We start from the raw sequence: 26,917 nt of genomic DNA on the forward strand, positions 1-26,917 counted from the left end.
CAGGGATGCAACATCCTCGATGCGCAGCAATTCGATGATCTGGATACTCAGCAGTTCTTCATGCGGGTGGTGTTCGACGCGATAGACAGCGCGACGCAACTGGTACTCGAGGACATCAAGGCTGGATTCGCCGATGTTGCCCATCGGTACGGCATGGAGTGGTCGCTGCGTCCGCAGGACCAGCGCAAGCGCGTAATGCTGCTCGTGTCCGGCTATGACCATTGCCTGCGCGACCTGCTTTACCGCAGCCGAATCGGCGAGCTGCCGATGGAGATATCGGCCGTTGTCGCCAACCATCCCCAGGAGCGATACGCCGCGGTTGATCTGCAGGGCATAGCGTTTCACTACCTGCCAGTGACCCGGGATAACAAGTCCCAGCAGGAAGAGAAACTGCTTGCCTTGATCGAGTCCACCAGGACCGACCTAGTTGTGCTCGCTCGCTACATGCAGATCCTCTCCGATGACCTCTCGCGCAAGCTGGATGGGCGCTGCATCAACATCCATCACAGCTTCCTGCCGGGATTCAAGGGCGCGCGTCCCTATCACCAGGCCCATGAGCGTGGCGTGAAGCTGATTGGCGCGACCTCGCACTTCGTCACCGCCGACCTGGACGAGGGCCCGATCATCGAGCAAGACGTCGAGCGCATTTCCCACCGCGATAGCGCGGAAGATCTCGTACGTAAGGGGCGTGACATCGAACGACGCGTCCTGGCCAGGGCAGTGCGCGCCTATCTGGAAGACCGCGTCATTCCGAACGGTCGCAAAACCATCGTGTTCGAAGGCTGACGCCTGGCCACGCATAACAACAATTCGTTGAAGTAACCGAGGTAAAGACATGCTCCCCAAGAATTTCAGAAAGACTCCAGAGGGCTATTTCACGTCCCGTTGGGGGCAGCCTGAGTACACGGACTGGCTCGACGAGAGCATGTCCTGGAAGGACCACTGCTACATCGGTGATTGGTCGTTCCTTTGGCAGCGGCGTTACCGTGGACCGGACGTGTTGAAGCTTTTCTCCGATACCTCCATCAACAGCTTCGCCAAGTTCGACATCATGCAGTCCAAGCATGTCACCCACTGCAATCGTGATGGCAAGGTGATCCATGAGGGTATCCTCAGCCGCTGGGGGGAGGATGACTTCATGCTCTTCGGTCGCGGCGGCTTCCTCATGGACTTCCACCTACGCAAGGGTGATTACAACGTCAGCTCGGAGGTTGTCGAAGGGTTCAAATTCCAGGTTGCTGGGCCCAAGGCTGCCGCATTGATCGAGAAGCTGACAGGCGTGGCCCTGGCGGACATCAAGTTCATGCACTCGCAAGTGGTGAAGATTGCCGGGCATGAGGTCTACGCGCTGCGACAGGGCATGTCCGGGGAGCCTGGTGTGGAGCTGCAAGGTCCTGCCGAACATGCTGCCGAGGTGTATGAGGCAGTGGTGCGAGCCGGCGAAGCGTTCGGGATTCGCAAGCTGGGTGGTCGAGCTGCCTTCATCAACCACCTGGAAGCCTGTTTCCCCACTATCGTGACCGACTACCTGCCGGCGATCTTCAGCGAGGACATGGCTGAGTATCGCGCCGAATTCGAAGCGTCTCTGCCGGCGTTCGCCTCGACCTTCAACGTTGCCGGCAGCTTCGAGGCTGATGATGTCAGCGCCTGGTACCGCAGCCCTGTCGAGCTCGGTTGGGGGCGCAACATCAAGTTCGATCACGACTTCATCGGCCGCGAGGCCCTGGAAAAGGAAGTGGCCAACCCACGCCGGGTGATTCGCACCCTGGTGTGGAATCCCGATGATGTGCTCAAGGTATTCGCATCCCTGTTCCAGAAGGGCGAGCACTACGCCTTCATGGAGATGCCCCGGGATCAGCGCGGTTTCATGTATGCCGACAAGGTGCTGGTGAACGGCCGTGAGGTCGGCGTTTCCACCTCTCGTGGCTACAGCTACTTCTTCCGCGAGATGCTCTCGCTGTGCACCCTGGACATCGCCCAGGCAGAAGTAGGTACTGAAGTCACGGTTATCTGGGGCAATCCGGGCGAGCCGCAACTGCCCATCCGCGCCACTGTCCAGCCCGCACCGTACAAAACCGACAACCGCCGCAGCTGAGTCGGCAAGGCCCTGGGTCTCAGGGCCTGCTTCATCTGTAAGACCCGGAGAAACAATGTCCGCATTCCTGATCGACGGAAAAGCCGAAGCCCGGCAACTGCGTGAACGTCTTGTACAGGACGTGAGCGCATTCGCTACTCGACACGGCCGCGCGCCCGGCCTGGCAGTCATTCTCGTGGGGGCCGATCCCGCCAGCGAGGTGTATGTACGCAACAAGGTGCTGCAAACGGAAGAGGTAGGTATGCACTCGTTCGAGTACCGCATGCCCGCCGACACCACGGAGGAGCGTCTACTCGCAAAGATCGACACCCTCAATCTTGATGACCGCGTTGACGGCATCCTGGTGCAGCTGCCCCTGCCAGCGGGCATCGATGTCACCCGGGTCATCGAGCGCATTGACCCGGCGAAGGATGTCGATGGATTCACCATCACCAATGCGGGTCGCCTGGCAACGGGGCTGGATGCTCTGGTGCCCTGCACGCCGACGGGGGTGATGTTCCTGCTGAGGAATGTGCATCGCACTTTAGTTGGCCTGAATGCGCTGGTGATTGGCGCATCCAATATCGTTGGCAAGCCCATGGCACGGCTGCTGCTGCAGGAACGCTGCACCGTGACCATCGCTCACAGCAAGACTGTAGATCTTGAGGCAAGGTGTCGGCAGGCCGACATTCTGGTCGTGGCAACCGGCGTTCCCCAGATGATTCCCGGCGATTGGGTAAAGCCCGGGGCTACGGTTATCGATGTCGGTATCAGCCGCATCAAGCAGGCGAACGGAACTACCAGGCTGGTGGGCGACGTTCACTTCGAAAGCGCAGTTGAGCGAGCCGGAGCGATTACACCTGTGCCAGGTGGCGTTGGGCCGATGACGATCGCTTGCTTGCTGGCCAATACGCTAAGTGCAGCACAGCGGCGTGTGGAAGTTCAGAGCTAGCTTTAATGGAACTGCTAAAGGTGCAGCCCATGGTAGGGCTGCATCTTCCAGATCGTGAAATGACCGGCAAGATAGCAATGCCAAGCACCCTCATTTTTCTTGGCCTGGGCAGCAATCACCGGCGCGAGCGTAACCTCAGTGACGGACTGCGATTGCTGGCGAGGAGGCTGCGCGATATCAGGTGCTCCGATATCTATGAAAGCACTGCCGTTGGAGCGTCATACGCCGCGCCATTCCTGAATCTAGTGGTTTCGGCCGTGACGACACTTGAGTTGCAGGAGCTGGTGCGTTGGCTGAAGAGCGTAGAGGCAAGTTGCGGACGAACCGCTGAGCAGATAGGCCTTGATATAGATTTGCTGACCTATGGCGACCTGGTTGGCCGATTCGAGTGTATCGAATTGCCTCATCCAGATATCTCTCGTCATGCCTTTGTCTTGCGCCCGCTTGCGGAGCTTGCTCCCTACCATATACATCCCAGGTTTGGACTCAGCTTTTCGGAGCTGTGGGACGACAGGCAGCCCGGTCCGTCGCTGAATTGGCACTGTGCTCAATGGCAAACCGCTGCGCGGTAAGGGGCGGCGTCACTCCGCCAGGGCAAGCTCATTGTGACCTTAGAGGGAGTGCTAACAACGCCTCGGGAGCCGCCAACTGTCGATCATTAGCCCACCAAAGCGTGGAGAGTGTCTAGGAAAGCCGGGGCGATTCGGGTTCTAAGCGGTTCAGCACAAGCGGTCTTCACTCGGACGCCTCACCATACCGGCCGTGGTGGCCAGGTGGCCGAGTCGCTGTCTTCAGCAGCAGTTAGCGGGAGTCCAAGGAAGCCGGTATGCACGAAGGAATAGTCCCCCAGTAAACATGTTCAGAGTGTCCTTGTTGGGAATTGGTAGACAGTAGGCGGGACGTAAATGAGAGTTTTAGCTTAGGTTAGCCGTCATTGACGAGGATCTGAGCTCGCAGGCATTCAAGATGTGTGCGAACCAGGAGACGGTGGGCACCTGACCCAGTTCATGCGGCGCCAGCCAGACTGAGGCGTCGTTTTCCCAGTTAAGCGTGAGCGTTCGAGTCAGGCTGTGGAAGTGAAAGGCGTAAACACGCCAAGTGCGACCATCTTGACCCGGCAAATTCAATACGCTGCTGCTAAGCAGTTTCAAGTGATGCTTTGAAATTCCCGCCTCTTCTTCCACTTCGACCAGGGCCTGAGAAAGCGGATCGCGATCGTGGTCGAGAAACCCGGTAATGCAATTCCAGCGCCCGACATCACCTGTTACCAGATTGCTGCGACGCAGCAGAGCTAGCTCCCCCTTATGGGAAAGAACCGCCGCAACAATCTCGCAGACACTTCCGGAAAATCGTTGAACAGCTGATTCGCGTTGACTTCCCATGGTGTGCTCCATTAGTCAGCACAAGCGGTGGTGCGGGGGAATGGCGTAGTCGTAATGATTAGCCGTAAATCGACGCCAGTCAACTATGGTGTTGATTTTTTCTGTCGCTCTCTGATTTCTCAATTTTCAACCTGTCTATGGCACGTTTGTTGTTGACATCTGAGGTGGGGGCTCCAGCCGAATGGCTGGAGCCTTTGGGACGCCTAGCGTACAGCGATCAGGCCACCATCCACCGGGAACATCTGACCGGTCATGAAGTGGGACGCGTCGCTGGCGAGGAACACCATTACCGGTGCCAGATCCTTGTCGGCATCGCCGAATTTTCCGCCCAGCGGTATGTCGGTCTTGGTGGCGGCATCATGGGCAGCTAGATCTTCCGCTGACAGTGCATTGCGGAAATCGATATACATGGGGGTGACCATATAAGGCAGAACGGCGTTGATGCGGATGCCGTCAGGACCCCATTGGCGGGCGACATTGCGTGTCCAGGTGTGAACCGCCGCCTTGGTGGCAGAATAGAGGGCATTGTTAATTTCGCCCGTCAGTCCCGATTCTGATCCGAAGTTGATGATGTTGCCGATACCTTGCCCCTTCATAAGGCGATAGGCAACGGCATTGGTGTTGATGGTTCCTAGTACATTAACGCGGAAAAGCATGTCGAACAGTTCTTCCGCTATGGCGTCCGGCGGGGAATGGCGTTGCACCCCAGCCACATTGACCATGACATCTAGGCCGCCCATATCCTCAACAGCTGCAGCAAAGACCTTTTCCACCTCTGTGCGGTCGGCAATGTTGCAGTGGTAGTAGCGGCTGATGCATCCGGGATGGGCCCTGATGGCTTCGGAAACAACCTGTTGTCCTAGCGAGTCGTTCATATCCATTGAGGCCACTGTTGCGCCGGCGGCAATGTAGGCCCGCACCACAGACGCACCAATACCTTGTGCGCCGCCGGTTACGATAATTCTTTTACCTTCTAGCGGTTTCATGTTGCCTTCCTGTTCTCTGTCTTGTCGATCGAAGGGCTGATTGCCTAAGCCTAGGGTTGTATACGGCGTTGTGCCGTCCCGCTGATCTAGCGGAATTCGTGCTGCCACGTACTACGCGGTACCGGTGCTTTCAAGAATGGGGCTATCGGATTGGATCAGTCAACCAAGGTGTTGATTTTTTGTTTGAATAGTCAACATTGACGTTGACTTGTCGGTCTCGGTGGTGCAACCATGATTTGAGCGTTACCGCAAGTCGGGCGAGCGCTTGGGCATTGCTTCTTCCGATCAACTAAGGTTCCGCTGCCATATGTCACCTACGAATATTCAGTCAGGCAACGAGTCGGCCATTTTAGAGATGGTTGGTCCTATTGCCGTCATCACGCTCAACCGTCCCGGCTCATTCAATGCAATTGATATAGAAATGGCGGTATGTCTGGAACAGCTGGCTTTGACTGTTGAGCGGAGCGATAGCGTCCGGGTGCTGGTCATTCGTGGGGCGGGTAAGGCGTTCTGTGCCGGCGGTGACGTCAATCTGTTCCTCTCCCATCTCGACGATTTGGCGCCGCCGATCGGTAAATTACTGGAACATTTCAACCGCTTTCTCTCGGTCTTGCGACGCATGGACAAGTTGGTGCTGACCAGTGTGCATGGCGCGGTGGCCGGTGCTGGATTTTCCATGGCCTTCATGGGGGACTTCTGTATTGCTGCGGCAAATACCCGTTTTCGTCCTGCCTATGCGCAGATCGGGGTTTCACCTGACGGTGGCGGTACGATCGGTGTTGTGCAGGCGCTAGGGGCGCGGCGCGCCCTGCAGATATTTCTGGACGAGACGGAGTTGAGCGCTGACGAGGCCAGCCAACTCGGTTTGTTGTCCAGGGTGGTCGAGCCGGCCGAACTGGAAGGCAAAACCCATGAGTACGCCGAGCGTCTGGCTGAACTGAGTCCGATAGCTGCGTCCCGTACAAAGCGTCTGGTCTGGCAATCAGCCTCAGTTCCGTTGGAGCAGCAGCTTGAGGCCGAGGCACAATCCATCATCGCCTGCATGGCTACCAGCGAGTTTAGAGAGCTGCTGAAAGGCTTGCGGCGTCGCTGAGGCTGGGTTGATGTGCTCGCTCTTCGGAGGGGGAAAGGTGTAAAGTTAAAATCAACTCAAGTGTTGATAAGTGGTGAATGATGTGCAAGAGTGCCTCCAAGATCAACAAAGACAAGAAGGAGGGGACATGTCGAGATTGCAGGGTAAGGTGGCTATCGTCACTGGCGGCGCTCGGGGCATTGGCAAATGCATTGTCGAGACCTTTGTTGCCGAAGGTGCGAAGGTGGTGGTCGGTGACATCAATGACCAGGCTGCCGACCTCGAATCACAGCTTGGCGCTGAGTGGGTTGCGTTCAAACGCACGGACGTGACCAGCGATGTCGAGATTGAGGCGTTGGTGGCCTATGCGGTTGAACGCTTTGGACGCCTGGACATCATGGTCAACAACGCCGGTGCCCTCGGCGATCAAACCAAGCTGATCGAGCTTGATGCGGACGGTTTTACCAAAACGGTAACTTTGCTGCTTCGCTCTGCGGCACTTGGTCACAAGTATGCTGCGCGTCAGATGATTGCCCAGGGGCAGGGCGGTAGTATCGTTTCAATTTCCAGTATTGCCGGTATCGAAGCCGGCTGGTCATCGGTTTCCTACGATGCAGCTAAGGCCGCAGTACTGCACCTGGCGCGTTCAGCCTCTTATGAACTGGCGCCCAAGCAAATCAGATCCAACGTGGTCGCGCCCGGTCTAATTCTCACACCAATCATTGGTACCGCTTGCGATGTGGCACCTGAGCATTACGCGGCGTTCACTGAAAGTCTTGAGGAGCCCTACGGCAAGCTGATTCCTCTGGGCCGGGCCGGCAAGCCGAAGGATATTGCTGAAGCGGTACTGTTCTTTGCCTCCGATGCTTCTGCGCATGTCACCGGCCAGTCCATTGCCGTTGACGGAGGTTTAACCTCCATGACCGGCTTTGACATCGGCGGAGTTGTGGCGCAGGCGGTTGAGAGTTTCAACGCGCGGATCGGTAATACCGAGAGCGGAAAGGTCGGCTGGCTACCGAACAGGAATGGCTGAATATAGGGGCAAAGCGAACTTCCGTTAATTACCCTGAAGTTCGCGCTTCCGGTTTAGTTTGTGGCAACGCTCCATTTTGGGCCACTGGCAGATAATGTCAGTCAGGCCCTTCTTTTTTAAGGTATAGGGGCGGCACTGTCGCCAAGGTCGCTACCAATTTACTGATTAGGATGGCTACACATGACACAGCGTCAGGTATTTGTGGTGGGGGCTGCACGCACCGCAATTGGCAGTTTTGGTGGTTCCCTGAAGGATCTTCCGCTTTCCACTCTGGCTACCGTAGCGGTACAGGCGGCAATTGAGCGTGCCGGCATCGAGCCGGGACAGGTCGGGCACGTGGTCATGGGGAATGTGATTCCCACCGAGCCCAGGGATGCCTACCTGAGTCGAGTCGCTGCCATCGATGCCGGTGTGCCGCAGGAAACTCCCGCGTTTAACGTCAATCGTCTGTGCGGCTCCGGTCTGCAGGCCATCGTATCCGCCGCGCAGTCGATTCTGCTAGGCGACACGGATATTGCTATCGGTGCTGGAGCGGAAAGTATGAGCCGCGGCCCTTTCATGATCGGCAATCTGCGCTGGGGCGCGCGGCTCGGCAATGCTGAAGCCATCGACTATATGAACGGCATTCTGCATGACCCCTGGAAGCGCATTCACATGGGGGGCACCGCCGAGAATGTGGCTGCCCGTTATGGCATTGACCGTACTTCGCAGGATGAACTCGCGGTTGAAAGTCAGCGCCGCGCTGCCCGTGCAATTTCCAAGGGCTATTTCGACGAGCAGATTGTGCCGGTCGAACTCAAGACTCGCAAAGGCACCAGTTACTTCAGCCGCGACGAAAATGTCCGCGCCGACGTGACAATCGAGCAACTCTCAGCAATGAAGCCGATTTTTGTCAAAGAAAATGGCACGGTTACCGCCGGAAATGCCTCCAGTCTGAACGACGGTGCCGCAGCATTAGTACTCATGGAGGGCAAGGCAGCAGAGACGTTGGGCCTGACTCCCCTAGCCCGCCTAGTTGGCTACGCCCATGCCGGCGTCGATCCAGATTACATGGGGATAGGCCCGGTGCCGGCGGTTCGTCAGGTGCTTGAGAAAACCGGCATCAAGCTCGACCAGATTAGTGTGATTGAGGCTAACGAAGCCTTTGCCGCCCAGGCCTGTGCGGTAATCAAGGAGTTGGGGTTGAATCCAGAGATCGTGAACCCCAATGGTTCGGGTATCTCTCTCGGGCACCCGGTCGGTGCTACCGGTGGAATCATTTCCATCAAGGCCATTTATGAGCTGCAACGTACCGGTGGGCGTTATGCCCTGGTCACCATGTGTATCGGCGGCGGGCAGGGTATTGCCGCCATATTTGAGCGTGTGTAATAGACAGCATTTTTTAGAGGTTGGACGACAGCTATGCAGATCAACAAGGTTGGTGTTGTCGGAGCCGGTACCATGGGTAACGGTATTGCTCAGGTTTGTGCCATTGCGGGACTGAGTGTGGTCATGCTGGACATTGATCAGCGGTCACTGGAGCGAGGTCTCCATACTGTGTCTGGTAGCCTTGAGCGACTGGTGCGCAAGGAAAAGCTGTCGCCGACCGATTGCGAATCTGCCCTGCAGCGTATCAAGAGCACTACCGATTACGCCGATCTCGCTGATGTGGATCTGGTGATTGAAGCTGCCTCCGAGGTGGAGAAAGTCAAGCTGGCCATCATCCAGACCCTGGACAAAACGGTACGTAAAGACGCGATTATTGCCAGCAATACGTCATCCATGTCCATCACCAAACTGGCGGCGGCAAGTAGCGTGCCGAACCGCTTCATAGGCATGCACTTTTTCAACCCAGTGCCGGTTATGCTGCTGGTCGAATTGATTCGTGGGCTGCAGACCGATGATGCCACCCACCAGGCAGCCGAGAAGTTTGTAGAAAATATCAGGAAGACTGCCATCTCGGTAAAGAACAGCGCGGGCTTTGCCGTGAATCGGATTCTGGTACCGATGATCAATGAGGCGGTATTCGTTTTGCAGGAAGGGATCGCCAGTGCTAGCGCGATCGATGAGGGCATGCGCCTGGGCTGCAACCATGTCATCGGGCCGCTGGCGCTGGCAGACCTGATTGGCCTGGATACCCTGCTGTCGGTGATGGAAGTGTTTTACAGCAGCTTCAATGACTCCAAATACCGTCCTGCACCGCTATTGCGTGAGATGGTCGAAGCCGGCTACTTGGGGCGCAAGAGCGGCCAAGGCTTTTACAGTTATTGAGGTTATTCAAGCAAGCTGTGAAGAGGACTTCTCATTACTGGTGAAATATGCCAACCCAGTTGCCCGATGAAGCTGATGACCTTCGCCGGCGCCGAGTACTCCGGCAAGCGTAACCAGATTGCAAGGAGTTGTTCCTGATCGAGTTAGATCAGGTGGTGCTGTGGAAGGGCTTGGAGGCCCTGATCGAGCCGCATGACCCGAAGGGGGGGAGGGCCGTACGGTCTATCCGTTGGTGGCGTTGCTGCGTGTGCATCTCATGCACAACTGGTTTGGCTACAAGGATCCGGCGATGGAGATCTCCTTGTGCAAGACTACCCTCCTGCGCTAGTTCGCCGGCCTGAGCCTGGAGGGTATCCCCAATGAAACTAACATCCTCACTTCCGGCGTCTCCTGGAGATGCATGAGTCGGCGATTGGGATTCTGGCCGTGATTAACGGCTGCCTGTGGGGATCTTGGCCTGTCCCTGCCCCAGGGCAGTATCGTCGATGCCTCACTGATCCATGCTCTGAACTCGACCAAGAACCAAGGCTGCAAGTGTGACCCGGAAATGTATCAGGCCAAGAAGGGAAACTATTCTACTTCGAGCTAATGCCCACGTTGGCTCCCACGAAGAGTCGGGATTGGTACACCGCGTGGTGGACACTGCGGCCGTTATCGTGGATATCACCCAGGGCGGAAAACTGCTGCACGGCGAGGCAAGCGTGGCGTGCGCTGACGTCGGTTATGCCGGAGTCGAAAAACGTTCTGAATAAGAAAGTCGCCAGGTCATCGGGCAGATCACGGCTCGGCGCAGTTCCTACTAGAACTTTGGCAATCGCAGTGCTTTTACAAGGATCTCGGCAAGATCGAGCAAGCCAATGCGCAGGTACGGGCGAAAATGGAGCATCCTTTTCGGGTGATCAAGCGGTAGTTTGGCTACACCAAGGTTCACTTCCGGGCTCGGCCAAAAAATGCGGCGCAGCTGGTCACCTTGTTCGCCCTATCAGAACCTATGGATGGCCCGCCGAGAATTGCTGGTAGGGGCAGCCAGGTGGCAGCATCTATTTCTTTACGCATACGTTGATAATCGTTAGCATTGTTTGAAAAGTGATCAACAATTGGATCACTAAATTTGACTTAAGGAAGAACCTACAGTATGGCCAATTCCTCACCTCCGAGTAGCAATATATCCCGGCGTCGTAAGTCTGCTTTGAATGACGGGGGAGCCAAGTACAAGGCCAAGAGAGATGAGTTGATCCGCCTTGCAGCCGAGCTTTTCAAGGAGCATGGTTATCAGACAACGACCCTTAACGACATCGCCAATTATGCTGGAATGGATCGGGCCAGCGTCTATTATTACGTCGGAAACAAGGAAGAATTTCTCCGCGATGCAGTCAAGGGGGGAGTTGAGCAGAATGCCAAGAATATCGAAAAGTTGCTCAGCCGTGAGGATCTAGGCACCGGGGAAAAGCTCAGGCAACTAGTACAATTGCTGATGCAGTCATACAGTGATAGCTATCCTTACATGTACGTCTATATTCAGGAGGAGATGCACAAGATTGCCGACGCCAAAACCCCTTGGGCGCAGGAAATGCTTGAAAAAACCAAGGGCTTCGAGCATGCGGTGCTGGTTCTGATAAAGCAGGGCGTGGCTGAGGGCAACTTCCGAGATGATATCCCCGCTAGCCTAGCAGCCAACACTATCTTCGGAATGTTGAACTGGACATATCGCTGGTACACCCCCAGGAGTAAGTTTTCAGCCAAGGAGGTGGCAGATGCATTTTGCAATATATTCTTTACTGGAATGCAGAAAAACTGACCTGACATCAGCTTCAAAAATCGGGCTCTAGAAATAGTTCGGTTATGATGCCGGGAAGCTCTTCAGTGCATGATTTGCCGTTGTCAGTATCCCGATCTACTGTTCTGTGTTTGTGGCGGTTAGGGAAGGTATTTCATGGACATCTTCCGGAGCGCAATCGGTCAACATGCTGTCGGCAGGTGGGAGCAGTCTTTATCCGGCCTGCTATGTAGGCCGAGAAGCCCTGCCGATCTTGATGGAATCCGCTGACGAGGTCCTTATCTGAAGTGCGAACTGCAGGCAGTACCCTTGGCTCATACTCCCAACCAGGATTCCGCGCCACGACTGCCATCATCTGTTTACCGCCAGCGTTCCCTGTGAGGACTGGTGCTGTGATGAGTTGGGTTGGTCTACTGGGCGATGCGCTGATTAGTTCGGACCGGTAGGGCGATCCTGTGGCTAGTATCGTCCACACGGTTCGGGCCAGCTTGTTAGCCAGCACTGCGACCACCACGTTGTAGGGTCGCTTGGCCGTTAAACGCTCAATCCATGCGGATATTGGCCTTTGGCGATGATTGAGCGCGATGGGGGTATGGCCAACTTCGTGGCAGGGGAAATTTCTTCGCTCTTGAAGTAGCCCCGGTCGGTGACCACCGGCAGCACTTCCATGCCCATGGCCTCCTGGGCTTGCTTGGCCATCGCACTCATTTGATTGTGGTCAATGCCGGTGTTGCGACTTCGTGTGTCACGATCAGATGAGTGCGGAGAACCGCGCGAGCTGGATGGCCTGCCGGACAGAAGTCGGTCCGGCAGACTTAGGTCGCTGTCTGTCAATACCGCGAATTACCATTGTGTGTCTGGAATATTCACTACAATACCGTCTAGTTCAGAGGTCATGAAGATCTGGCAGCAGAGCCTGCTGTTCGGCTTTACTTCCGCCGCCGCGCAATCCAACATTCCACTTTCGCGGTCGGTGGGAGCCGGTACTTTGTCCATGAAAGTGTTGTCGACATACACATGGCATGTTGCGCAGCTGGCACTACCGCCGCAATCACCGACAATATCATAGATGCCATTTGAGACTGCCGCGTGCATAAGGCTAACTCCGTCGGCGACGTCCAGCTCGCGACGCGTTCCATCATGCGACACATACACTACCTTAGACATTTGTATATCCTCATATTTAATTGGGCAAAGGCGGCGATTAATTGATGGTGCCTTTAGATACTATTTAAACCGGCTTTGGCTGCCGCGATTATTTCTTTCAACGGCACACTTTCGTCATCCAGTAGGCTTGGTTCAACAGGCAGTCGGTCCGTTATGATTTGTTTTGCTAGGTTGAACTCAACCGGGCGGTTCACAGTGTCGACCGCCAGGACTCGGTCGCCCAGCAGGTAGAAAACTGTGAAGTCGGGCTGTTCCAAAGAGCCACGGACAATGATCCGATCGTATCCTTCAGATAGCCCGACCATTTTCAGTCCGACTTCATACTGGTCGGACCAGAACCAAGGAGCAGCTTCGCTGCGTGGTGGCTTACCGCAGACGATAGCGGCAACTTTCCGCGCTTGCTCCAATGCATTCGGCACCGACTCGATACGTACCCAGCGGCCATAGATCCGGCTGTGAAACCGGGCGCAGTCGCCGATCGCCATGATCGCAGGATCAGAGGTCTGCATCTGCTCGTTGACCACGATACCGTTATCTACCAGCAGTCCGGCCGCACTGGCCAGTTCACAGTTCGGGATCAAACCAATCCCGGCAACTACCATATCTGCGGGCAGTCGCGTGCCGTCCTTACACAGTACGGCAGTCACTTTCTGCTGATCGGCTGACATCTCGAATCCACACACTTGCATGCCGGTTCGTATGTCAACGCCAGCATCACGGTGCAGGCGTTCGTAAAAGGCTGATACCGGTGGAGCAGTAACTCGCGCGAGAACACGGTCTGTCGTGTCGAGCAGCGTGACCTGCATGTTCGCTTTGACGGCGGTTGCAGCCACTTCAAGTCCGACATAGCCGCCGCCAATCACCACCAGTCGATTGCCTCGAGTCAACTGTTGGCGGATACACTCGGCATCCTCAAGTGTGCGTAGATATCGTAAGTTAGCCGCCTTGCCGACAGCGCCACTGGCTACCGGTAGCAGCCTCGGACGTCCGCCGGTCGCCAACACCAACAAGTCGTAGGGCAGTACCTGGCCATCCGACAGGCTGACGTGCCGTAGGTCGCGGTTTATTGCCGTTACCTGAGTGCTGCTGAGCAATTGGATGTTCTGCGCCGCGTAGGTATTCGGGGCTCTCAGGTACAGGCTTTCCGGTGTAGCTGTGCCAGCTAGATAGGCTTTGGACAAAGGCGGGAGATGATGGGGAACAGCTGCTGCTTCCCCCACTAGCCAGATATTGCCTTCCCAGCCGTTGGCGCGCAGCCCAAAAGCAACCTCAACCCCTGCGTGGCCGGCACCGACGATGACCAGATTTTTGTTTGCGTTCACTGCACGCACCCCACGCTTTTAAACTGCATTAGTGGTCGCCGGATCCCAGACGAGCGGGAGTGCATGCACGCCGCTGACAATGCCACTCTGGTGGCGTACTTGGGCGTCCGGGGCAATGGAGAAGTCAGGGATCCTTGCGAGCCATTCCCGGAGGGTGGTGACGATTTCGCGGCGGGCTAGATGCTGGCCAAGGCACAGATGACTGCCGTGACCAAAGGTCGTATGCGATACCTTCTGGCGGCTGAAGTCGACGTGCATCGGGCAGGCGTTTTCACGCTCATCCAGGCCCGACAGCAGTTGCGGCAGGAGGATCTGATCGCCCTTCTTCAGCAGTACACCATGGAACTCGAGGTCGGATTTGAGAATGCGGCCATCAGCAACCAGCGAAAAGCGGCGGAGTAGTTCCTCGGTGGCAGCCGGAATGCGCTCTGGATGCTCGATCAGCTCTTTGCGGTGCTCTGGACTTTTGGCCAGAAACTCCATGCTGAAGCTGAGGAAGTTGACGACGGTATCCAAGCCACCAACCAGCAGCAGACCACACATTCTCTTCGCTTCGTCGCTGGTGATTGGGCGCCCGTTGACTTGGCCATTGGCGATTACGCTTATCGCGTCGGTACCAGGCTTCAGTTTGCGCTCCGCAATGATTGGCATCAGATACTCATAGAGCCCGTCTCTGGCCTCCACAAAAGTCATGCTGCCATCCGGGCGGGTCATTTGATCCGAGAGGTATTTCAGATGCGGAATGTCTTCGTCTGGCAGCCCCGCGAGCCGCATGAAGATTCGAATCGGGAACGGCTCAGCAAAATCTTCAGTAAAGTTGCAGTGACCTTGAAGGCGGATGTCGTCGATCAGTGAGCAGGCCAGCTCCCTGATATGGTCCTCTAATTTATCCACTGCAGGCATGCCTACGACTCCGCTGGCTAGGGCGCGAAAATGGCGCTGCTCCGGCGGATCCATTGAAGTGGGAATGAAGTCATAAGCCTCGCCAGCTTCGCGGGGAATGAACGGGCACTCGCTGGAAAAATGTGCATGGTCTTCGAAGGCTTCGCGTATCAATTTTCCCCGGGTGGCAATCCAGTGCCCGCCATTGCATCGAGTCCATATCAGATCGGGTACATTGGGGCCCTGCAGTGTCGCCCAGGCTTTTTGCACACCTTCCGAAATGTTAGGCGGGTTGTACATGTCGAAGTCAAAAACCAAGTGCTCAGGTACGTGGGGCGGCAGGGGCGCAAGATTGGCAATGCTCTGTTTGGCTTCAGTACTCATTTTTGTTCTCCTGAAATAATGGGGCGGTTAGAGCGTTGGATCGATCACGGGCTTGATCAGTGCACCTGTCTTGACCAGCTCAAGCGCCTTGTTGGCATCATTGATGGAAAAACGCTGCGTGATTAGGTCGGCCAGCGGGAAACGGTCCTGCAGTCGCGCCGCAAGCTGCATGGCCTGGTAGTAATGCTTGGGTTTGGGGAAGGTCGCTCCGGCAATCGTCATGTTCCTGATGGTCAGATCGCGGGGAGCGATGGGCTGAGTGCCAATCGCGCCCCACAGGCCGAGAATGACGTAGCGGCCGTGGTTGCCGGTCAGGTTCACGCCTTCAGGGAAGGCCGGTAAGGCGCCGGCGGCTTCCACTACCAGGCTGGCGCCTCGCTTGCCGAACCGTTCGGCGACGATGCGTAGCCGGTCTTCTGGGGTGGTGTCCTTGAGCGAGATGGTCTCAGTCGCGCCTAAGCTGCGTGCCATTTCCAGGCGAACTGGGGAATGGTCGATGGCAATGATTTCCTTCGCACCAGATGCCGCAGCAACCAACACAGCAGCGAGTCCGACCGGTCCGGCACCCTGAACAACTACAGTATCGTCCAGGCCCACGGGGCCGCAGCGGTCATAGCCGCGCAGCACGGTTGGTAAGGCGCAGCCGAGTGCGGCCAATGCTTCCGGTTGGGCGTGATCGGGCAGACGATAGAAGGCCATGCCGCTGGGTAGGCAGGCAAAGTCTGCATAACTACCCCAGTTGGGCTTGTCCGCATGCTCAAAAAAGGTTGAGTTGTCGCAGGGGGTTTCATCCAGAACGGTGCAGGTATGGCAGCGATGGCACAGAGCGATTGGGGCCCAATACACCATGTCACCCTGCTTAACCGGGACTCCTGCATAGTCCGTGGTGACGCCGGCCCCGAGTTTTTCGATGCGCCCCACACCCTCGTGGCCGAGAATGATCGGGAAGGGCATGGTGCCCGCCTCTCCGGAAACGATGTGCACATCGCTGCCGCACACGCCACCAAGGACGACGCGTACTAGGGCTCCGCCTGGTGCAGGATCAAAAACCGGGACGTTCCAGGTCTCGACCTGATTTTGTTCGACCATCACGGCTGCTCTTGCATATTGCATTCTTACACCTCGTTTTTGTTGTGCTTTGGGGCTGGGCCAGCGAAGCCTTCCCGCTGTGCTCAATTGGTCAGGTTGAGCTGTATATCGGTGATATACTGAATATATGGACGATTGCGTTGATGGTCAACATGCGCGGTGAAAAATATTCAACACGCGTGTTGAGTGGCGGTTTTGACTTGTGAGTCATGCTGGTATTGTGCGGACCGGCTTCCCGCCGGGGCGTTTAGTAGCCGTGTGGCTTGGGTCGCCCTGAATCGAACACGGCAGTGAGGACTTACATTGAAAGCAGCCCAGCCTCTGGAAAAAAAAAAGGTCGTATCGACCCCAGCAATGGCGATATCAAGCAGGACTTGCTGCGTGCAGCCGTGCACCTGTTAAGTACCAAGGGACGCGAGGGTGCAACCATGCGGGCGATCTGCGCGGAGGTAGGCGTAACGCCGCCAACGTTGTATCACCACTACGGTGATCTACATGGACTGCACAAGGCTGCGATTGACGTGACCTACCTGCAGGTTGCCAAGGCCTATCACGACGGTATCGACGAGAAGGGGCCGCTCAAGGGGATACGCGATGGATGGGCAACGTTCCTGCAGTTTGCCTACTCAGAGCCGAATATGTGTCGCATTGTGATCCAGCAGATCATGGCGGGAGAGCCTCCGAGCCTGGTCGCTGATACCCTGCGAGGTGTCGCTGACGACCTATCCCATTTCCATACGCAGGGGCAGTTGAAGTATTCACCCAGGGATACGGCGCAGCTGCTGTGGATGGGCGCATTGGGCGCACTGACCTACGCGGTCAGCCTGGAAGGGGCTGGGGGGGCGCAAGATTTGGCCTTGCAGAAGGCCAAGCTCGATATCACTCTGGCGGCACTCTTCAATATCGAAGATGAATAGGTAGGCCTATTCCCGACATGTGGTGTGTCCAGGAGCTAGTGGACAGGTAGTTGAGAGCTAATGCTCGCAGAGCGCCGCTCAAACTCCATCAGACTGAGATAGCCCCGCGTCGAGTGGCGGCGACGGTGATTGTGTCGTAGAGCAGATCGGGCTTTGCCTCCTGGTAGCTGGCATAGCGCATCAAGTATTCCCCCTCGACTTTCAGCGAGCGGAAGAAACGCGCTCCCACCGAGTGTCCGGGCAGTTCCCCGAATGTGAATGGCTGGCACGATTTGATGTCGTCTAGGCAAAGCCAAGTAGTCGTAGGCGCAGTATTGGCTGCCGCTGCCGAATGCAGCAGCACCTCCGCCCGTCCCTGGCGTCGTGCAAGGGCTATCTCCAGCGCAGTGCGTACGGGGCTGATGCATACGGTGAAGCATCGCCCAATCGACGACTACACGCGAATACAGATCGAGCACCAACGCCAGATATAGCCTCCTTGGGCTGTCCGCTCGTAGGTCATGTTCGAGATCCAATGCCGGTTGGCGCGATCCGAAGCGAACTGGCGTCCAAGTGATTCGGGGCAATCGGCGGGTAGTGGCGACCGCGGGCTAGAATCTCGTAGCCCGGAATCCAATACACGCTGGCCAACTCGATCGCCACTGTGGTGTCCCCGAGCTGGGCCAACTAGGTACACATCAGCAGTGAAGGCTTGATAGTTTGTACCGATACTTCGGTGAGTTCAGTGGGGTTTCCGACCACATGAAACCGCGAGCCAAGATCAGTACCGGTTGCGCAATCATGAATGACCGCCAGGTAGCGCGTTGATATGAGCTATATCACGTGCCCCGGCCACACCGAAAATTCCGGAGGGGGCTCGGATCAGATCTCCTTCCTAAGCGGGATCACGAAACGCTCCACCACTCGCGGGTCTGCAGCTTCCTCTGGGACAAGTATTTTGATGGGGACTCAGCCTCCCAGAAAGCAGACGACCGCGGTCCTGCGGAGTCACCGTAGTGGGCGTGCTACTAATCCAATGGGCCACGGACTGCCGGGAAGGTGGTTTTTTAACACTTCGCGCACCATGGTGGCCTGGGCCAATTGCTGGTGCAGGCGGAGAAGTTCAGCGCGCTCAACACGATGCTTGCCGTTGCCAAGGAAGGCATCGCCACCTTGCTGTTCGTAGTGGCTCTTCCATTTGTCTAGCAGGCTTTCAGCAATACCCAATGCCTGGGGTACATGACGATGCGACATCTCGCAAAGTACGTGGTCTATCGCCTCGCGTTTGAAGGAGTTGGGAAAACGTCGTCTGATCTGGGGCATGAGCATGCCGTGTGGTGGGCATTACTCACCTTAACTCAGTGCCCACTTAGCCCGGGATGATTCAGTCTGCGAGTTTCCCTAACTACCTATGCGAAGCGTCAATAGCCGCTGCGAAAGGCATAAGCATAGCTTCCTTGTCTTCTGCCGTTTGGCCGTAAAAATCAACGTGATTACACATGGCTGCGCCTACCTTCAACATCAAGTACGGATAGTCCCTAAGCCTCCACCGAGCTGTTCAGGAAGTCGAACAAGGCATCGTTGAACGCGTCGTTGCTGTCGCCGGCGACCATATGTTCGGCTCCGGCCACATTAGCCAGCCGTGCGTGCGGAATCAGCGCAAGAAGCTGATTTACCCCCTTTTTACTGACCAGCCGGCTGGCGCCGCCACGGATAAGAAGCGTAGGTATGTCCACCCTTGATGCAGCAGCTTCTAGACGCTCGGGGCGCCGGGAGCGTTGGTTGTTTGGGGCGGTGAATGCTGGATCGTAGTGCCAGCGGTAGCGGCCGTCGGCGCCCAGGCGCAGGTTACGCTGGAGTCCTCCAAAGTCGGTCGGCCGCTGCCGATGGGGAAGGTAGGCTGCAACCGCATCGGCTGCTTCTTGCAGGCTAGTGAAGCCATTCGGAGCGGCCTGCATGAACCGGAGGATTTCCGCTGCTCCTTCGGCCTCGATCCGCGGCACCACGTCCACCAGCACCAGGCCATGGGCAGGCTGACGGGCCTCGCCGATGGCGAGTAGGGAAGTCAGCCCACCAAGCGAGGCTCCGACCAGCACCGGTGGTCGGCGCAGGGTCTCCATAACCTCGTGCAAGTCAGCAACGAAGACATCCAGGCTGTAGTCCTGGTCGTGCGACCAGCCACTGTCACCATGGCCGCGCAAGTCCAACGACACGGTGTGAAAGCCGCGATCGACCATGCGCTGCGCCGTGTTTTTCCACGAGTGACGAGTCTGTCCGCCGCCGTGCAGTAGCACGATGGGTTGACGATCGGGGTCGCCGCCGACATCGGCCGCCAGGCTGATGCCCGCGGCGCCCTTGAATAGCATCTTGCGCATTTTTCGTCTCAACGCTTGTAATCAACCGAAGGTCGGGCAGCTCACTGACGGAGGTGGCGTGGGCAATCAGCTGGCCACCCATCGACCTAGTCACGTGGCTACGACCCTTCGCCGCGCTCGAGTCGGTACCCCGCGAGGGGCTGTTGACGTCTCGAGCTTGGCAAAGAAAATCTCAGCACGGCTGCTGTGAAAGTATCTTCGTTCAGCAATAACGGGCGACTTACTGAGCCAGCATCCCCGCGTCAATCAGGTGTTCACTGCCTGTGATGTAGGAGGACTCGTCCGATGCAAGGAACAGCACCAGGTTGGAGACCTCTTGGGCGGCGGCGATACGGCCCAACGGAATCATGCTCAGTGCATCTCCACCGTTCTCATCGGTTGCCTCCACCATCATCGGCGTCTGAATGAAGCCAGGGTGTACCGAGTTAACGCGGATGTTTTTCGGGCCGTATTCAATTGCTGTCGCTTTGGTCATGCCACGTACCGCGAACTTGCTGGCCACATAGGCCAGGTTTGGGAAGCCATAGTTTGCGGCCATGCCGGCAATCGACGAAATGTTCACAATCGAACCGATGCCTGCCTTGAGCATGGACGGCAGAACGGCCCGCATACCCAGAAACACCGAGAGCTGGTTGACGCTGCAAACCTTCAGGTAATCCGCTTCGCCGAGGGCCAGGGTGTTGGCTACCGGGCCGAGTATGCCGGCATTGTTGACCAGCACAGTGGGGGGGCCAAACGCGGATTCGGCCTCGGCCATCACCTCTGCCCAGGAGTTGACGCAGGTGACGTCGTGCTTCAAGAACAACGCGTTACTGCCAAGCTCCTTAGCCAGTGCCTGGCCGGCTTGTTCTGACAGATCGGTCAACACCACCTTGGCACCTTCCGCAACGAAGCATCTGGCATGGGACTCGCCCATGCCCCTAGCGGCCCCGGTAATCAACGCCACTTTGCCTGCTAGTCGACTCACGATGTTGCCCTCTTGTTGTTATGTGTTGGGCAGGGCGGCCGCGCCCCGCCAAGCTGGTGTGATCTACTCGGCGATGAAGGTTTCGTACATGTGCAGAGTGTCACTGTATTCCCGGATATTGGTGATGCGCTTACCATCCACCTCGAAAAGGAAGTGATAGGTGTTCTTGAACACCCGTCCGTTTTTCAGCTCCGAGCAAGACTCTGCCTCCACTGCGACACGCTTGCCTTCGGCAGTCATGCTGCCGGAGGTGATCGGCAAAGCGCCATGCTTGTAAACGTTGACGACGCCAGCCAGCAGTTCTCCCATCTGAAGTTTGCTGTAGCTGCCAGAAATGCCGGGTACGTTGCCGGATATCCACCAAATACAGTCATCGTCCAGGCAGCTGACGATTCCGGCCACATCACCGGTGGAGAAAACACTCAAGAAATGGCGCACCACTTCCTTGTTGCGTTCAAGTGGGTTGTTGGCTGTGTTCACCCTGGACTCCTGTGACTTAGATTGTCGGATCCGAACGTTGTCAGCGCGTCTCGCGAAGCCCGGCTTATCCCATCATCTGTTCCATGGCCATCAGTAGCATTCTTGCTTCCTTAAAGTCAACAAATGTGTTGATATTTGATCGGTAAATGAATCACTGTATGACCTACCGGAACGTGTCCGTTGAATCCAGTTCGAGTCGACTTAACCCCTGGCTCATGGCCAGGATCGCGATAACAACATCAAGGGCAGAGTAATGACCAAAGACATGCAGGTTCTGCTGGACAAGCAGGCGATCTATGAAGTGCTGATCCGTTATTGCCGCGGTGCGGATCGCTGCGACGAGGAGTTGATCCGTTCTGTCTACCATGACGACGCCTACGATGATCATGGTTACTGGCGGGGGACTGGCAGTGACTTTGCTCGTTTTTTACCCGCACGCCTAACCTCCGCTAACGTGGCGACTACACACTCGATCACCAATGTACTGATTGAGGTTGATGGAGACACGGCTCGATCGGAGTCGCAGGTCATGGCGACTCTTGTGCGAATCGGTAGTCCACGGATGGCCGATGTAATGGGGGCCCGTTATCTGGACCGTCTCTCCCGGCGCAATGGCGAATGGAAGATTGATGAGCGCACGGTGGTGTTGGATTGGCACAAGGTTGAAGCCTGGGTCGAAGCGGAGGCACCGATTCCTCTCGATGGATTTACGCGCGGTGATCGCTTCCCGGTTGATCCGGTATACAGGCTTATGGCGACAGAGCCCCCTCGCTGAGTGGGGTGGATCTAGTTACTTGGTTCGGTGGTCGGCGTGATGACCAGTTTGCCAATCAGATTGCGGGACAGCGCCATTTTGAGGGCATCCGGTGTCCTTTCTAGCGGATAGGTCCGCGAAATAAGCGGCCTCAGACTTCCCGCTCTGTAAAGCTCCGACAGGTGCCTGAAGCTGGCGTGGTGTTGCGCCGGATCGAGTTGTACGGCGGGCCACCAGAAGATGCCGGCGACCTGAATGTTCTTCAGCAGCAGTAGGTTGGCCGGTATCTGCGGAATCTGTCCGCTGGCGAAGCCGACAATCAATAGCCTGCCACCGTGGCTCATGCAGCGTGACATGCTATTGAAGGCTTCGCCGCCCACCGTATCCATGCACATATCCGCCCCTCGGCCGTCGGTCAGCTCTAGTACCCGCTTCTTCAGGTCTTCGTTGCTGTAATCGATTAGGTGGTCGGCGCCGTGTGCCTTCGCAGCTTCCAGCTTGTGTGTGGAGCTGGCAACAGCAATGACTGTTGCACCGAGCGCCTTGGCAATTTCAATACTGGCAAGGCCCACGCCGCCCGCGGCGCCGAGCACAACGAGAGTCTCATTTGCCTGAATCCGGCCGCGGCGAACCAGAGCGTAGTAACTGGTGCCGTATGCGGAATAAAAGCCTGATGCGGTTACACAATCCATGCCCTCCGGCACCTTGACCACCAGTTCGGCACGGGCCACGGCCTCTTCGGCGAATCCGCCGTAGCCATCTCGGGTCAGAGCCATGACGCGGTCACCAGGGTGTAATGCATTGACATTGGCGCCGACCTCAATTACCTCGCCTGCGATCTCAAAGCCTGGGGCAAAGGGCATCGGCGGTTTGGCTTGATACTTTCCCTGGATGATCAGATTGTCTGGGAAATTGACTGCTGCCCCATAGACCCTGATGCGAATGTCGTCAGTTCCGATGGCCGGGCTGTCCATTTCGCCTTGAGTCAGCGCCTCTGCAGGGCCGTATTCGCTGCAAATAATTGCCCGCATCTGAGTACTCCTGGTGTTGATCGTGGGCGCCGAATGTGGGCCGGCAAGACTGTTCAGTCAACTGTAATGTTGATTTGGTTGCCGCGGATCTGCAACCAGAGATTGGAAATGATTTGTCCCGATGACGCTTGCTGGGGGGGCCGCGGAAGGTTACCCGGAAATCGAGTCGGGGAGGGTCGATGATAGAGCAAATCAACTGTTGTGTTGACTAATTTCGACAAAGGCCGCACGATGGTTCAAAACAAGAAAGAGGGTATTCATATGTCAGATATCGAACGCAGGCTTAAAGCGCTGGAAGACCGCGCCGAGCTGCAGGATTTGGCCGTCCGCTACTTCGTTGCCACAGACGATGATGACTTCGCTACCTTGGAGGCGCTCTTTGCGCCTGGAGCAGAATTCCATGCCGGTGGGTTCGCCGGCGGTACTGATCGGGCCGCGATCATGGTTTTCCTGCGAAGTGCCAGAGCGAACATGGGCATCACCATCCACACGCCTCACTATAGCTTGATCACTTTCACCGGTGATGACACCGCAACGGGAGTGGTTGGCGCGCATCTCGAAATTGCCATGGCTGGCCAAAGCCTGTTTGGGGCCGTGCGCTATTACGACAAATACCAACGTCTGCACGGCAAATGGCATTTTTCGAAAAGGGAAATGCTGGCAGTACATATGGGGCCTTGGGAGCAGGTCGCGACCTCACTCACCGCAGACTTGCGGGTCCGGTGGCCGGGTGGCAAGCCGCAGGCTGCCGATCTGCCGGCGCGCCGGGAAAACCTGTAGCTAAGGGGAATCCCATCAAACGGCCATTAAGGGTGCAGCTATGCAGTTAGACAAGATTGAAGACATTATCGAAGACATCCGCCTCGGTAAAATGGTCGTATTGATTGACGATGAGGATCGCGAAAACGAGGGCGACCTCGTCATGGCCGCTCAGCATGTGAAGGCTGAGCACATCAACTTCATGGCTCGCTTTGCTCGCGGCCTGATTTGCATGCCAATGAGCAAGTCCCAGGCCGAGCGCTTGGGGCTGAGGCTGATGGTCGAACACAACGGGTCAGGTTTCGGCACCAAGTTCACCGCCTCGATTGAGGCGGCAAAGGGGGTGAGTACCGGGATCTCCGCCGCAGATCGGGCTTTGACGGTACAGGCCGCAGCGGCACACTCTGCCAGGGCGGAGGACATTGTCCAACCGGGGCATATTTTCCCACTGATCGCCGAGCCGGGTGGTGTGTTGGTTCGAGCTGGGCATACAGAAGCTTCCTGCGATCTCGCCAGACTGGCCGGTCTTAATGAAACCGGGGTGATCTGTGAAGTGATGAACGAAGACGGCTCAATGGCGCGCCTGCCTGAATTGATCGAATTTGCCAAGGAGCATGGGCTCAGGATCGGCACCATTGCCGACCTAATCCATTATCGGGCTGTCAATGAAGCGACCATTGAGCGGCTGTATAAACAGTCAGTGATGACCGATCATGGTCAATTCATGATGCATGCCTATCGCGACTGTATTAACGGAGATATCCACCTGGCTCTGACCCAGGGCGAACTGGATGGCTCGGCTACGCTAGTTCGCGTGCAGCAGTCGGTTTGCCTCCGTGATTTGCTCGGCATTCAGATTCCTGGCAGTAGTGGCTGGAATATCCAGCGCTGCCTTGCGCGAATTTCGGCGGAGAAAAAGGGCGTGTTGGTACTTCTTGCAGGCGCAGAATCTTCCTCAGACATGAAGCACAAGATAGATGCCCTGAGCAGCATGTCCAAAGTGCCTAGAGCATCGGCAGATGGTGATCCTCTGATGATTGGTGTTGGGTCGCAGATACTCCGTGATCTCGGCTTAGGGGATATGCGGCTTATGGCGTCGCCGGCAAAGTATCACGGGATCTCTGGGTTCAACTTGCAGGTCTCGGAGTACGTCGTCTACCGCTGATTCTTCGCGTATGTTCTGGGTGCCCGGACACAAACAATTAACATTTAACCCGAGTTGGTGTACGTGTGTCGTGCTGTGCAAGAAGTTGTGCGTTGGTCATGTCTGAACAGATCGAGAGCAGGATATGAGTTTGAAATATGCGGTATCCACGCATCTGCCAACGCCCTTTGCGACCTTTGATATTCATGGGTTTGAAGACCTCGAGACCGGCAAGGAGCATGTTGCCCTTACACTGGGCGATGTCCGTTCAGGTGAGCCTGTCCTGTGCCGGGTGCACTCCGAGTGTCTGACCGGGGATGCACTGTTCAGTCAGCGCTGCGATTGTGGATCGCAGTTAAATATCGCGCTGAAACTGATTGCCGAGGAAGGGCGAGGCATTTTGCTCTATCTGCGCCAAGAGGGGCGAGGCATTGGTTTGATCAACAAGCTCCGGGCCTACGAACTCCAGGATCAGGGGGCAGACACTGTCGAGGCTAATGAGCAACTGGGATTCGGAGCGGACATGCGCAATTATCTGATTGGTGCACAGATGCTCGGTCATTTTGGCATTGAGTTTGTGCGCCTGATGACGAACAACCCGCGGAAGGTGGAGGCCCTGAGGCGTGACGGCATCAGCATTGTTGAGAGGGTCAAGTTGCAGTCAGTACTGACGCCCTGCAATGCACATTACCTGCAAACCAAGGCAACCAAGTTGGGGCATATGCTCTCCCATCTCAAATTGATGTGATCTCGCATCCTATTTTCAACGGTTGACCCATGCGCGCCTGCGGCTCACGCCGACTGGAAGTGGGCGCCATGCCGCTTCGGATCCGCCGCGTCGGCACGAGAGTTTTTGATTTAAATCAATGAGTTATTGATTCATGGCTGGCGGTTCAGCTTGCCGCTCATTGCTCCGTCCAGCGTATCAACATATGTGTTGACAAATGGGTCGGAGCTGATTAGTTTTGATAACACAACGAACAGGAGGGGACGCAATGAAGTTTCATTTGATGCAAACAGGTGTAATCGGTCGTCGTTATGAGCTGGAAGCGGGTATGGCTGGGCAGCGTCCTGAGTTGTATCAGCGCTTTCTATCCGAAGTGCGTGATTACGTTCGTCTGGCGGATGAGCTTGGTTATGCAGGCTATTGCCAGCCTGAGCACCACCTGCAGATCGAAGGTTTTGAGATCAACAACCATCCCGGCATGTTCAGTCTCTATGTGGGCCTGCATTCCAAGCGGATGAAGGCCGGCATCATGGGGTACACCCTGCCGACCCATAACCCGGTGCGTATCGCCGAAGAAATCGCCACCCTTGACCACATGCTCCAAGGGCGCCTGATGGTTGGTTTCACCCGTGGCTACCATGCGCGCTGGGTCGACTCCTATGCTGCGCGTCCGGGTGTCAGCGCCACTACGCCGGACAACGCCAAGGCCCGCGACGAGCAAGATGCGCTGAACCGCGAAGTCTTCGAGGAGTCGCTGCAGGTCATCAAGAAGGCCTGGGCCAATGACGTGTTTAGCCACAAGGGCAAACACTGGGAGTTCCCGCCAAATGGCGGCTCTGCCGGTCACCCGGCCTATGCCAGCATGGGCAAGGGCATGGATGCAGATGGCATCGTGCGCCAGATCGGCATTGCGCCGAAGTGCTACCAGAGTCCCCACCCGAAAATTTACGGCGGCTTTGCCGGCAGCATGCGCACCGTCGACATGTGGGCCCGGGAAGGCGGCAAGCCAATCGTGCTGGCTTCCGACCTGGACTTTTGCGATGCCCTGTGGACCCGCTATGCCGATACCGCACGCCAGCACGAGCGGGAGGTTGCCCGTGAGGATGTTGCTGCCTGGGGCGGTTTCCTGATGCTGACCGATGACAAGGACAAGGCCAAGCAGTTGATGGCCGAGCATAAGTGGTTCTGGGACAAGTGGTTCATTCCGTTCGGCCAGAAAATGCCGAACGTGCTGATCGGCTCGGCTGACGAGATCGCCGATCAGATCGGCCGCGCCCACGACCGCCTGGGCTTCAACGAGCTGTTCCTGATGTTCGGTCAGGGTCACCTGGACCCGGAGCAGAACAACGAGGAACTGGAAAAGTTTGCCAGCCTGGTGGCTCCTCGCTTCGCGACCAAGGATGCCGAAGGCACG

General features: G+C 56.7%; 26 protein-coding genes and 3 pseudogenes. 16 read left to right on the top strand and 13 right to left on the bottom strand.

Annotated elements, in window-relative coordinates; genetic code table 11:
* From purU to folK, 4 genes are all read left to right on the top strand, one after another.
* Positions 1 to 786, top strand: a 786-nt coding sequence (purU, locus tag E8E75_RS12160) for a formyltetrahydrofolate deformylase (protein ID WP_280358953.1), incomplete at its 5' end; no start/stop codon positions are given.
* A gap of 49 nt (positions 787 to 835) precedes the next feature.
* Positions 836 to 2,095, top strand: coding sequence for an aminomethyl transferase family protein (locus tag E8E75_RS12165; RefSeq protein ID WP_179057973.1), 1,260 nt, complete (start codon positions 836 to 838; stop codon positions 2,093 to 2,095).
* Between the two features lie 55 nt (positions 2,096 to 2,150).
* Complete coding sequence (gene folD / locus E8E75_RS12170) at positions 2,151 to 3,026, top strand: bifunctional methylenetetrahydrofolate dehydrogenase/methenyltetrahydrofolate cyclohydrolase FolD (RefSeq protein WP_179057974.1); 876 nt, start codon at positions 2,151 to 2,153, stop codon at positions 3,024 to 3,026.
* 5 nt (positions 3,027 to 3,031) lie between these two features.
* Positions 3,032 to 3,598: a 2-amino-4-hydroxy-6-hydroxymethyldihydropteridine diphosphokinase gene (gene folK / locus E8E75_RS12175; protein WP_179057975.1), complete on the top strand. Its 567-nt coding sequence runs from the start codon at positions 3,032 to 3,034 to the stop codon at positions 3,596 to 3,598.
* 342 nt (positions 3,599 to 3,940) lie between these two features.
* Here the strand turns inward: folK and E8E75_RS12180 are convergent, their stop codons facing one another.
* Both E8E75_RS12180 and E8E75_RS12185 read right to left on the bottom strand, forming a co-directional pair.
* Positions 3,941 to 4,408: an NUDIX domain-containing protein gene (locus tag E8E75_RS12180; RefSeq protein WP_179057976.1), complete on the bottom strand. Its 468-nt coding sequence runs from the start codon at positions 4,406 to 4,408 to the stop codon at positions 3,941 to 3,943.
* 203 nt (positions 4,409 to 4,611) lie between these two features.
* A complete protein-coding gene (locus E8E75_RS12185) occupies positions 4,612 to 5,394 on the bottom strand; it encodes an SDR family oxidoreductase (protein WP_179057977.1) in 783 nt (260 codons plus the stop codon).
* A gap of 307 nt (positions 5,395 to 5,701) precedes the next feature.
* Between E8E75_RS12185 and E8E75_RS12190 the strand changes: the two genes are divergently transcribed.
* The 6 genes and pseudogenes from E8E75_RS12190 to E8E75_RS12215 all read left to right on the top strand — a co-directional run bounded on the left by E8E75_RS12190 (position 5,702) and on the right by E8E75_RS12215 (position 11,547).
* The gene (locus tag E8E75_RS12190) at positions 5,702 to 6,487 is read left to right on the top strand and encodes an enoyl-CoA hydratase-related protein (protein WP_179057978.1); all 786 of its coding nucleotides are present in this window, start codon (positions 5,702 to 5,704) and stop codon (positions 6,485 to 6,487) included.
* 127 nt (positions 6,488 to 6,614) lie between these two features.
* A complete protein-coding gene (locus tag E8E75_RS12195) occupies positions 6,615 to 7,499 on the top strand; it encodes an SDR family oxidoreductase (RefSeq protein ID WP_179057979.1) in 885 nt (294 codons plus the stop codon).
* Positions 7,500 to 7,679: 180 nt separating this feature from the next.
* On the top strand, positions 7,680 to 8,867 hold the full coding sequence (locus E8E75_RS12200) for an acetyl-CoA C-acyltransferase family protein (RefSeq protein ID WP_179057980.1): 1,188 nt from the start codon (positions 7,680 to 7,682) through the stop codon (positions 8,865 to 8,867).
* A 33-nt stretch (positions 8,868 to 8,900) separates the two neighbouring features.
* Positions 8,901 to 9,749, top strand: coding sequence for a 3-hydroxybutyryl-CoA dehydrogenase (locus tag E8E75_RS12205; protein WP_179057981.1), 849 nt, complete (start codon positions 8,901 to 8,903; stop codon positions 9,747 to 9,749).
* A 66-nt stretch (positions 9,750 to 9,815) separates the two neighbouring features.
* Positions 9,816 to 10,822, top strand: a pseudogene (locus E8E75_RS12210) (IS5 family transposase).
* Positions 10,823 to 10,884: 62 nt separating this feature from the next.
* On the top strand, positions 10,885 to 11,547 hold the full coding sequence (locus tag E8E75_RS12215; RefSeq protein WP_179057982.1) for a TetR/AcrR family transcriptional regulator: 663 nt from the start codon (positions 10,885 to 10,887) through the stop codon (positions 11,545 to 11,547).
* A 391-nt stretch (positions 11,548 to 11,938) separates the two neighbouring features.
* On the opposite strand, the pseudogene E8E75_RS12220 reads toward E8E75_RS12215, so the two are convergent.
* The 6 genes and pseudogenes from E8E75_RS12220 to camD all read right to left on the bottom strand — a co-directional run.
* Positions 11,939 to 12,082, bottom strand: a pseudogene (locus E8E75_RS12220) (IS110 family transposase); the annotation flags it as partial.
* Positions 12,083 to 12,141: 59 nt separating this feature from the next.
* A pseudogene (locus E8E75_RS12225) lies at positions 12,142 to 12,290 on the bottom strand (IS5/IS1182 family transposase); the annotation flags it as partial.
* 79 nt (positions 12,291 to 12,369) lie between these two features.
* The gene (locus E8E75_RS12230) at positions 12,370 to 12,693 is read right to left on the bottom strand and encodes a 2Fe-2S iron-sulfur cluster-binding protein (protein WP_179057984.1); all 324 of its coding nucleotides are present in this window, start codon (positions 12,691 to 12,693) and stop codon (positions 12,370 to 12,372) included.
* A 53-nt stretch (positions 12,694 to 12,746) separates the two neighbouring features.
* Complete coding sequence (locus tag E8E75_RS12235; RefSeq protein ID WP_179057985.1) at positions 12,747 to 14,015, bottom strand: FAD-dependent oxidoreductase; 1,269 nt, start codon at positions 14,013 to 14,015, stop codon at positions 12,747 to 12,749.
* Positions 14,016 to 14,033: 18 nt separating this feature from the next.
* Entirely contained in the window at positions 14,034 to 15,281 is a 1,248-nt protein-coding gene (locus E8E75_RS12240; RefSeq protein WP_179057986.1) for a cytochrome P450, read from the bottom strand.
* Positions 15,282 to 15,308: 27 nt separating this feature from the next.
* Positions 15,309 to 16,394: a 5-exo-hydroxycamphor dehydrogenase gene (camD, locus tag E8E75_RS12245; protein ID WP_179057987.1), complete on the bottom strand. Its 1,086-nt coding sequence runs from the start codon at positions 16,392 to 16,394 to the stop codon at positions 15,309 to 15,311.
* Positions 16,395 to 16,660: 266 nt separating this feature from the next.
* Between camD and E8E75_RS12250 the strand changes: the two genes are divergently transcribed.
* Complete coding sequence (locus E8E75_RS12250; protein ID WP_179057988.1) at positions 16,661 to 17,287, top strand: TetR/AcrR family transcriptional regulator; 627 nt, start codon at positions 16,661 to 16,663, stop codon at positions 17,285 to 17,287.
* Positions 17,288 to 18,274: 987 nt separating this feature from the next.
* On the opposite strand, the gene E8E75_RS12255 is transcribed toward E8E75_RS12250, so the two are convergent.
* The 4 genes from E8E75_RS12255 to E8E75_RS12270 form a co-directional block, all read right to left on the bottom strand.
* A complete protein-coding gene (locus tag E8E75_RS12255) occupies positions 18,275 to 18,589 on the bottom strand; it encodes a transposase (protein WP_179057989.1) in 315 nt (104 codons plus the stop codon).
* A 215-nt stretch (positions 18,590 to 18,804) separates the two neighbouring features.
* Complete coding sequence (locus E8E75_RS12260) at positions 18,805 to 19,641, bottom strand: alpha/beta hydrolase (protein WP_280358959.1); 837 nt, start codon at positions 19,639 to 19,641, stop codon at positions 18,805 to 18,807.
* Positions 19,642 to 19,861: 220 nt separating this feature from the next.
* A complete protein-coding gene (locus tag E8E75_RS12265; RefSeq protein WP_179057991.1) occupies positions 19,862 to 20,608 on the bottom strand; it encodes a glucose 1-dehydrogenase in 747 nt (248 codons plus the stop codon).
* A gap of 63 nt (positions 20,609 to 20,671) precedes the next feature.
* Positions 20,672 to 21,088, bottom strand: a complete 417-nt coding sequence (locus tag E8E75_RS12270) for a nuclear transport factor 2 family protein (RefSeq protein WP_179057992.1) — start codon at positions 21,086 to 21,088, stop codon at positions 20,672 to 20,674.
* Positions 21,089 to 21,341: 253 nt separating this feature from the next.
* Here E8E75_RS12270 and E8E75_RS12275 point away from each other — a divergent pair, with 253 nt between their 5' ends.
* On the top strand, positions 21,342 to 21,863 hold the full coding sequence (locus E8E75_RS12275; RefSeq protein ID WP_179057993.1) for a nuclear transport factor 2 family protein: 522 nt from the start codon (positions 21,342 to 21,344) through the stop codon (positions 21,861 to 21,863).
* Between the two features lie 11 nt (positions 21,864 to 21,874).
* Here the strand turns inward: E8E75_RS12275 and E8E75_RS12280 are convergent, their stop codons facing one another.
* Positions 21,875 to 22,873 (bottom strand): NADPH:quinone oxidoreductase family protein, encoded by a 999-nt coding sequence (locus tag E8E75_RS12280; RefSeq protein ID WP_179057994.1) that lies wholly within the window; start codon positions 22,871 to 22,873, stop codon positions 21,875 to 21,877.
* Between the two features lie 204 nt (positions 22,874 to 23,077).
* On the opposite strand from E8E75_RS12280, the gene E8E75_RS12285 reads away from it, so the two are divergent.
* The 4 genes from E8E75_RS12285 to E8E75_RS12300 form a co-directional block, all read left to right on the top strand.
* Entirely contained in the window at positions 23,078 to 23,653 is a 576-nt protein-coding gene (locus E8E75_RS12285; protein ID WP_256873277.1) for a nuclear transport factor 2 family protein, read from the top strand.
* Positions 23,654 to 23,693: 40 nt separating this feature from the next.
* The gene (gene ribBA / locus E8E75_RS12290; RefSeq protein WP_179057995.1) at positions 23,694 to 24,797 is read left to right on the top strand and encodes a bifunctional 3,4-dihydroxy-2-butanone-4-phosphate synthase/GTP cyclohydrolase II; all 1,104 of its coding nucleotides are present in this window, start codon (positions 23,694 to 23,696) and stop codon (positions 24,795 to 24,797) included.
* A gap of 124 nt (positions 24,798 to 24,921) precedes the next feature.
* Positions 24,922 to 25,524 (top strand): GTP cyclohydrolase II, encoded by a 603-nt coding sequence (gene ribA, locus E8E75_RS12295; protein ID WP_179057996.1) that lies wholly within the window; start codon positions 24,922 to 24,924, stop codon positions 25,522 to 25,524.
* A 247-nt stretch (positions 25,525 to 25,771) separates the two neighbouring features.
* On the top strand, positions 25,772 to 26,917 hold a 1,146-nt coding region (locus E8E75_RS12300; RefSeq protein ID WP_179057997.1), incomplete at its 3' end, for an LLM class flavin-dependent oxidoreductase.

Origin of the sequence: Pseudomonas sp. BN606, from assembly GCF_029873115.1 — a bacterium.
GTDB lineage: Bacteria > Pseudomonadota > Gammaproteobacteria > Pseudomonadales > Pseudomonadaceae > Metapseudomonas.

Coding starts and splice junctions, on each gene's coding strand:
- E8E75_RS12165 (WP_179057973.1), top strand. CDS start 836: ATGCTCCCCAAGAATTTCAGAAAGACTCCAGAGGGCTATTTCACGTCC.
- folD (WP_179057974.1), top strand. CDS start 2,151: ATGTCCGCATTCCTGATCGACGGAAAAGCCGAAGCCCGGCAACTGCGT.
- folK (WP_179057975.1), top strand. CDS start 3,032: ATGGAACTGCTAAAGGTGCAGCCCATGGTAGGGCTGCATCTTCCAGAT.
- E8E75_RS12180 (WP_179057976.1), bottom strand. CDS start 4,408: ATGGGAAGTCAACGCGAATCAGCTGTTCAACGATTTTCCGGAAGTGTC.
- E8E75_RS12185 (WP_179057977.1), bottom strand. CDS start 5,394: ATGAAACCGCTAGAAGGTAAAAGAATTATCGTAACCGGCGGCGCACAA.
- E8E75_RS12190 (WP_179057978.1), top strand. CDS start 5,702: ATGTCACCTACGAATATTCAGTCAGGCAACGAGTCGGCCATTTTAGAG.
- E8E75_RS12195 (WP_179057979.1), top strand. CDS start 6,615: ATGTCGAGATTGCAGGGTAAGGTGGCTATCGTCACTGGCGGCGCTCGG.
- E8E75_RS12200 (WP_179057980.1), top strand. CDS start 7,680: ATGACACAGCGTCAGGTATTTGTGGTGGGGGCTGCACGCACCGCAATT.
- E8E75_RS12205 (WP_179057981.1), top strand. CDS start 8,901: ATGCAGATCAACAAGGTTGGTGTTGTCGGAGCCGGTACCATGGGTAAC.
- E8E75_RS12215 (WP_179057982.1), top strand. CDS start 10,885: ATGGCCAATTCCTCACCTCCGAGTAGCAATATATCCCGGCGTCGTAAG.
- E8E75_RS12230 (WP_179057984.1), bottom strand. CDS start 12,693: ATGTCTAAGGTAGTGTATGTGTCGCATGATGGAACGCGTCGCGAGCTG.
- E8E75_RS12240 (WP_179057986.1), bottom strand. CDS start 15,281: ATGAGTACTGAAGCCAAACAGAGCATTGCCAATCTTGCGCCCCTGCCG.
- camD (WP_179057987.1), bottom strand. CDS start 16,394: ATGCAATATGCAAGAGCAGCCGTGATGGTCGAACAAAATCAGGTCGAG.
- E8E75_RS12255 (WP_179057989.1), bottom strand. CDS start 18,589: ATGCCCCAGATCAGACGACGTTTTCCCAACTCCTTCAAACGCGAGGCG.
- E8E75_RS12260 (WP_280358959.1), bottom strand. CDS start 19,641: ATGCGCAAGATGCTATTCAAGGGCGCCGCGGGCATCAGCCTGGCGGCC.
- E8E75_RS12275 (WP_179057993.1), top strand. CDS start 21,342: ATGACCAAAGACATGCAGGTTCTGCTGGACAAGCAGGCGATCTATGAA.
- E8E75_RS12280 (WP_179057994.1), bottom strand. CDS start 22,873: ATGCGGGCAATTATTTGCAGCGAATACGGCCCTGCAGAGGCGCTGACT.
- ribBA (WP_179057995.1), top strand. CDS start 23,694: ATGCAGTTAGACAAGATTGAAGACATTATCGAAGACATCCGCCTCGGT.
- ribA (WP_179057996.1), top strand. CDS start 24,922: ATGAGTTTGAAATATGCGGTATCCACGCATCTGCCAACGCCCTTTGCG.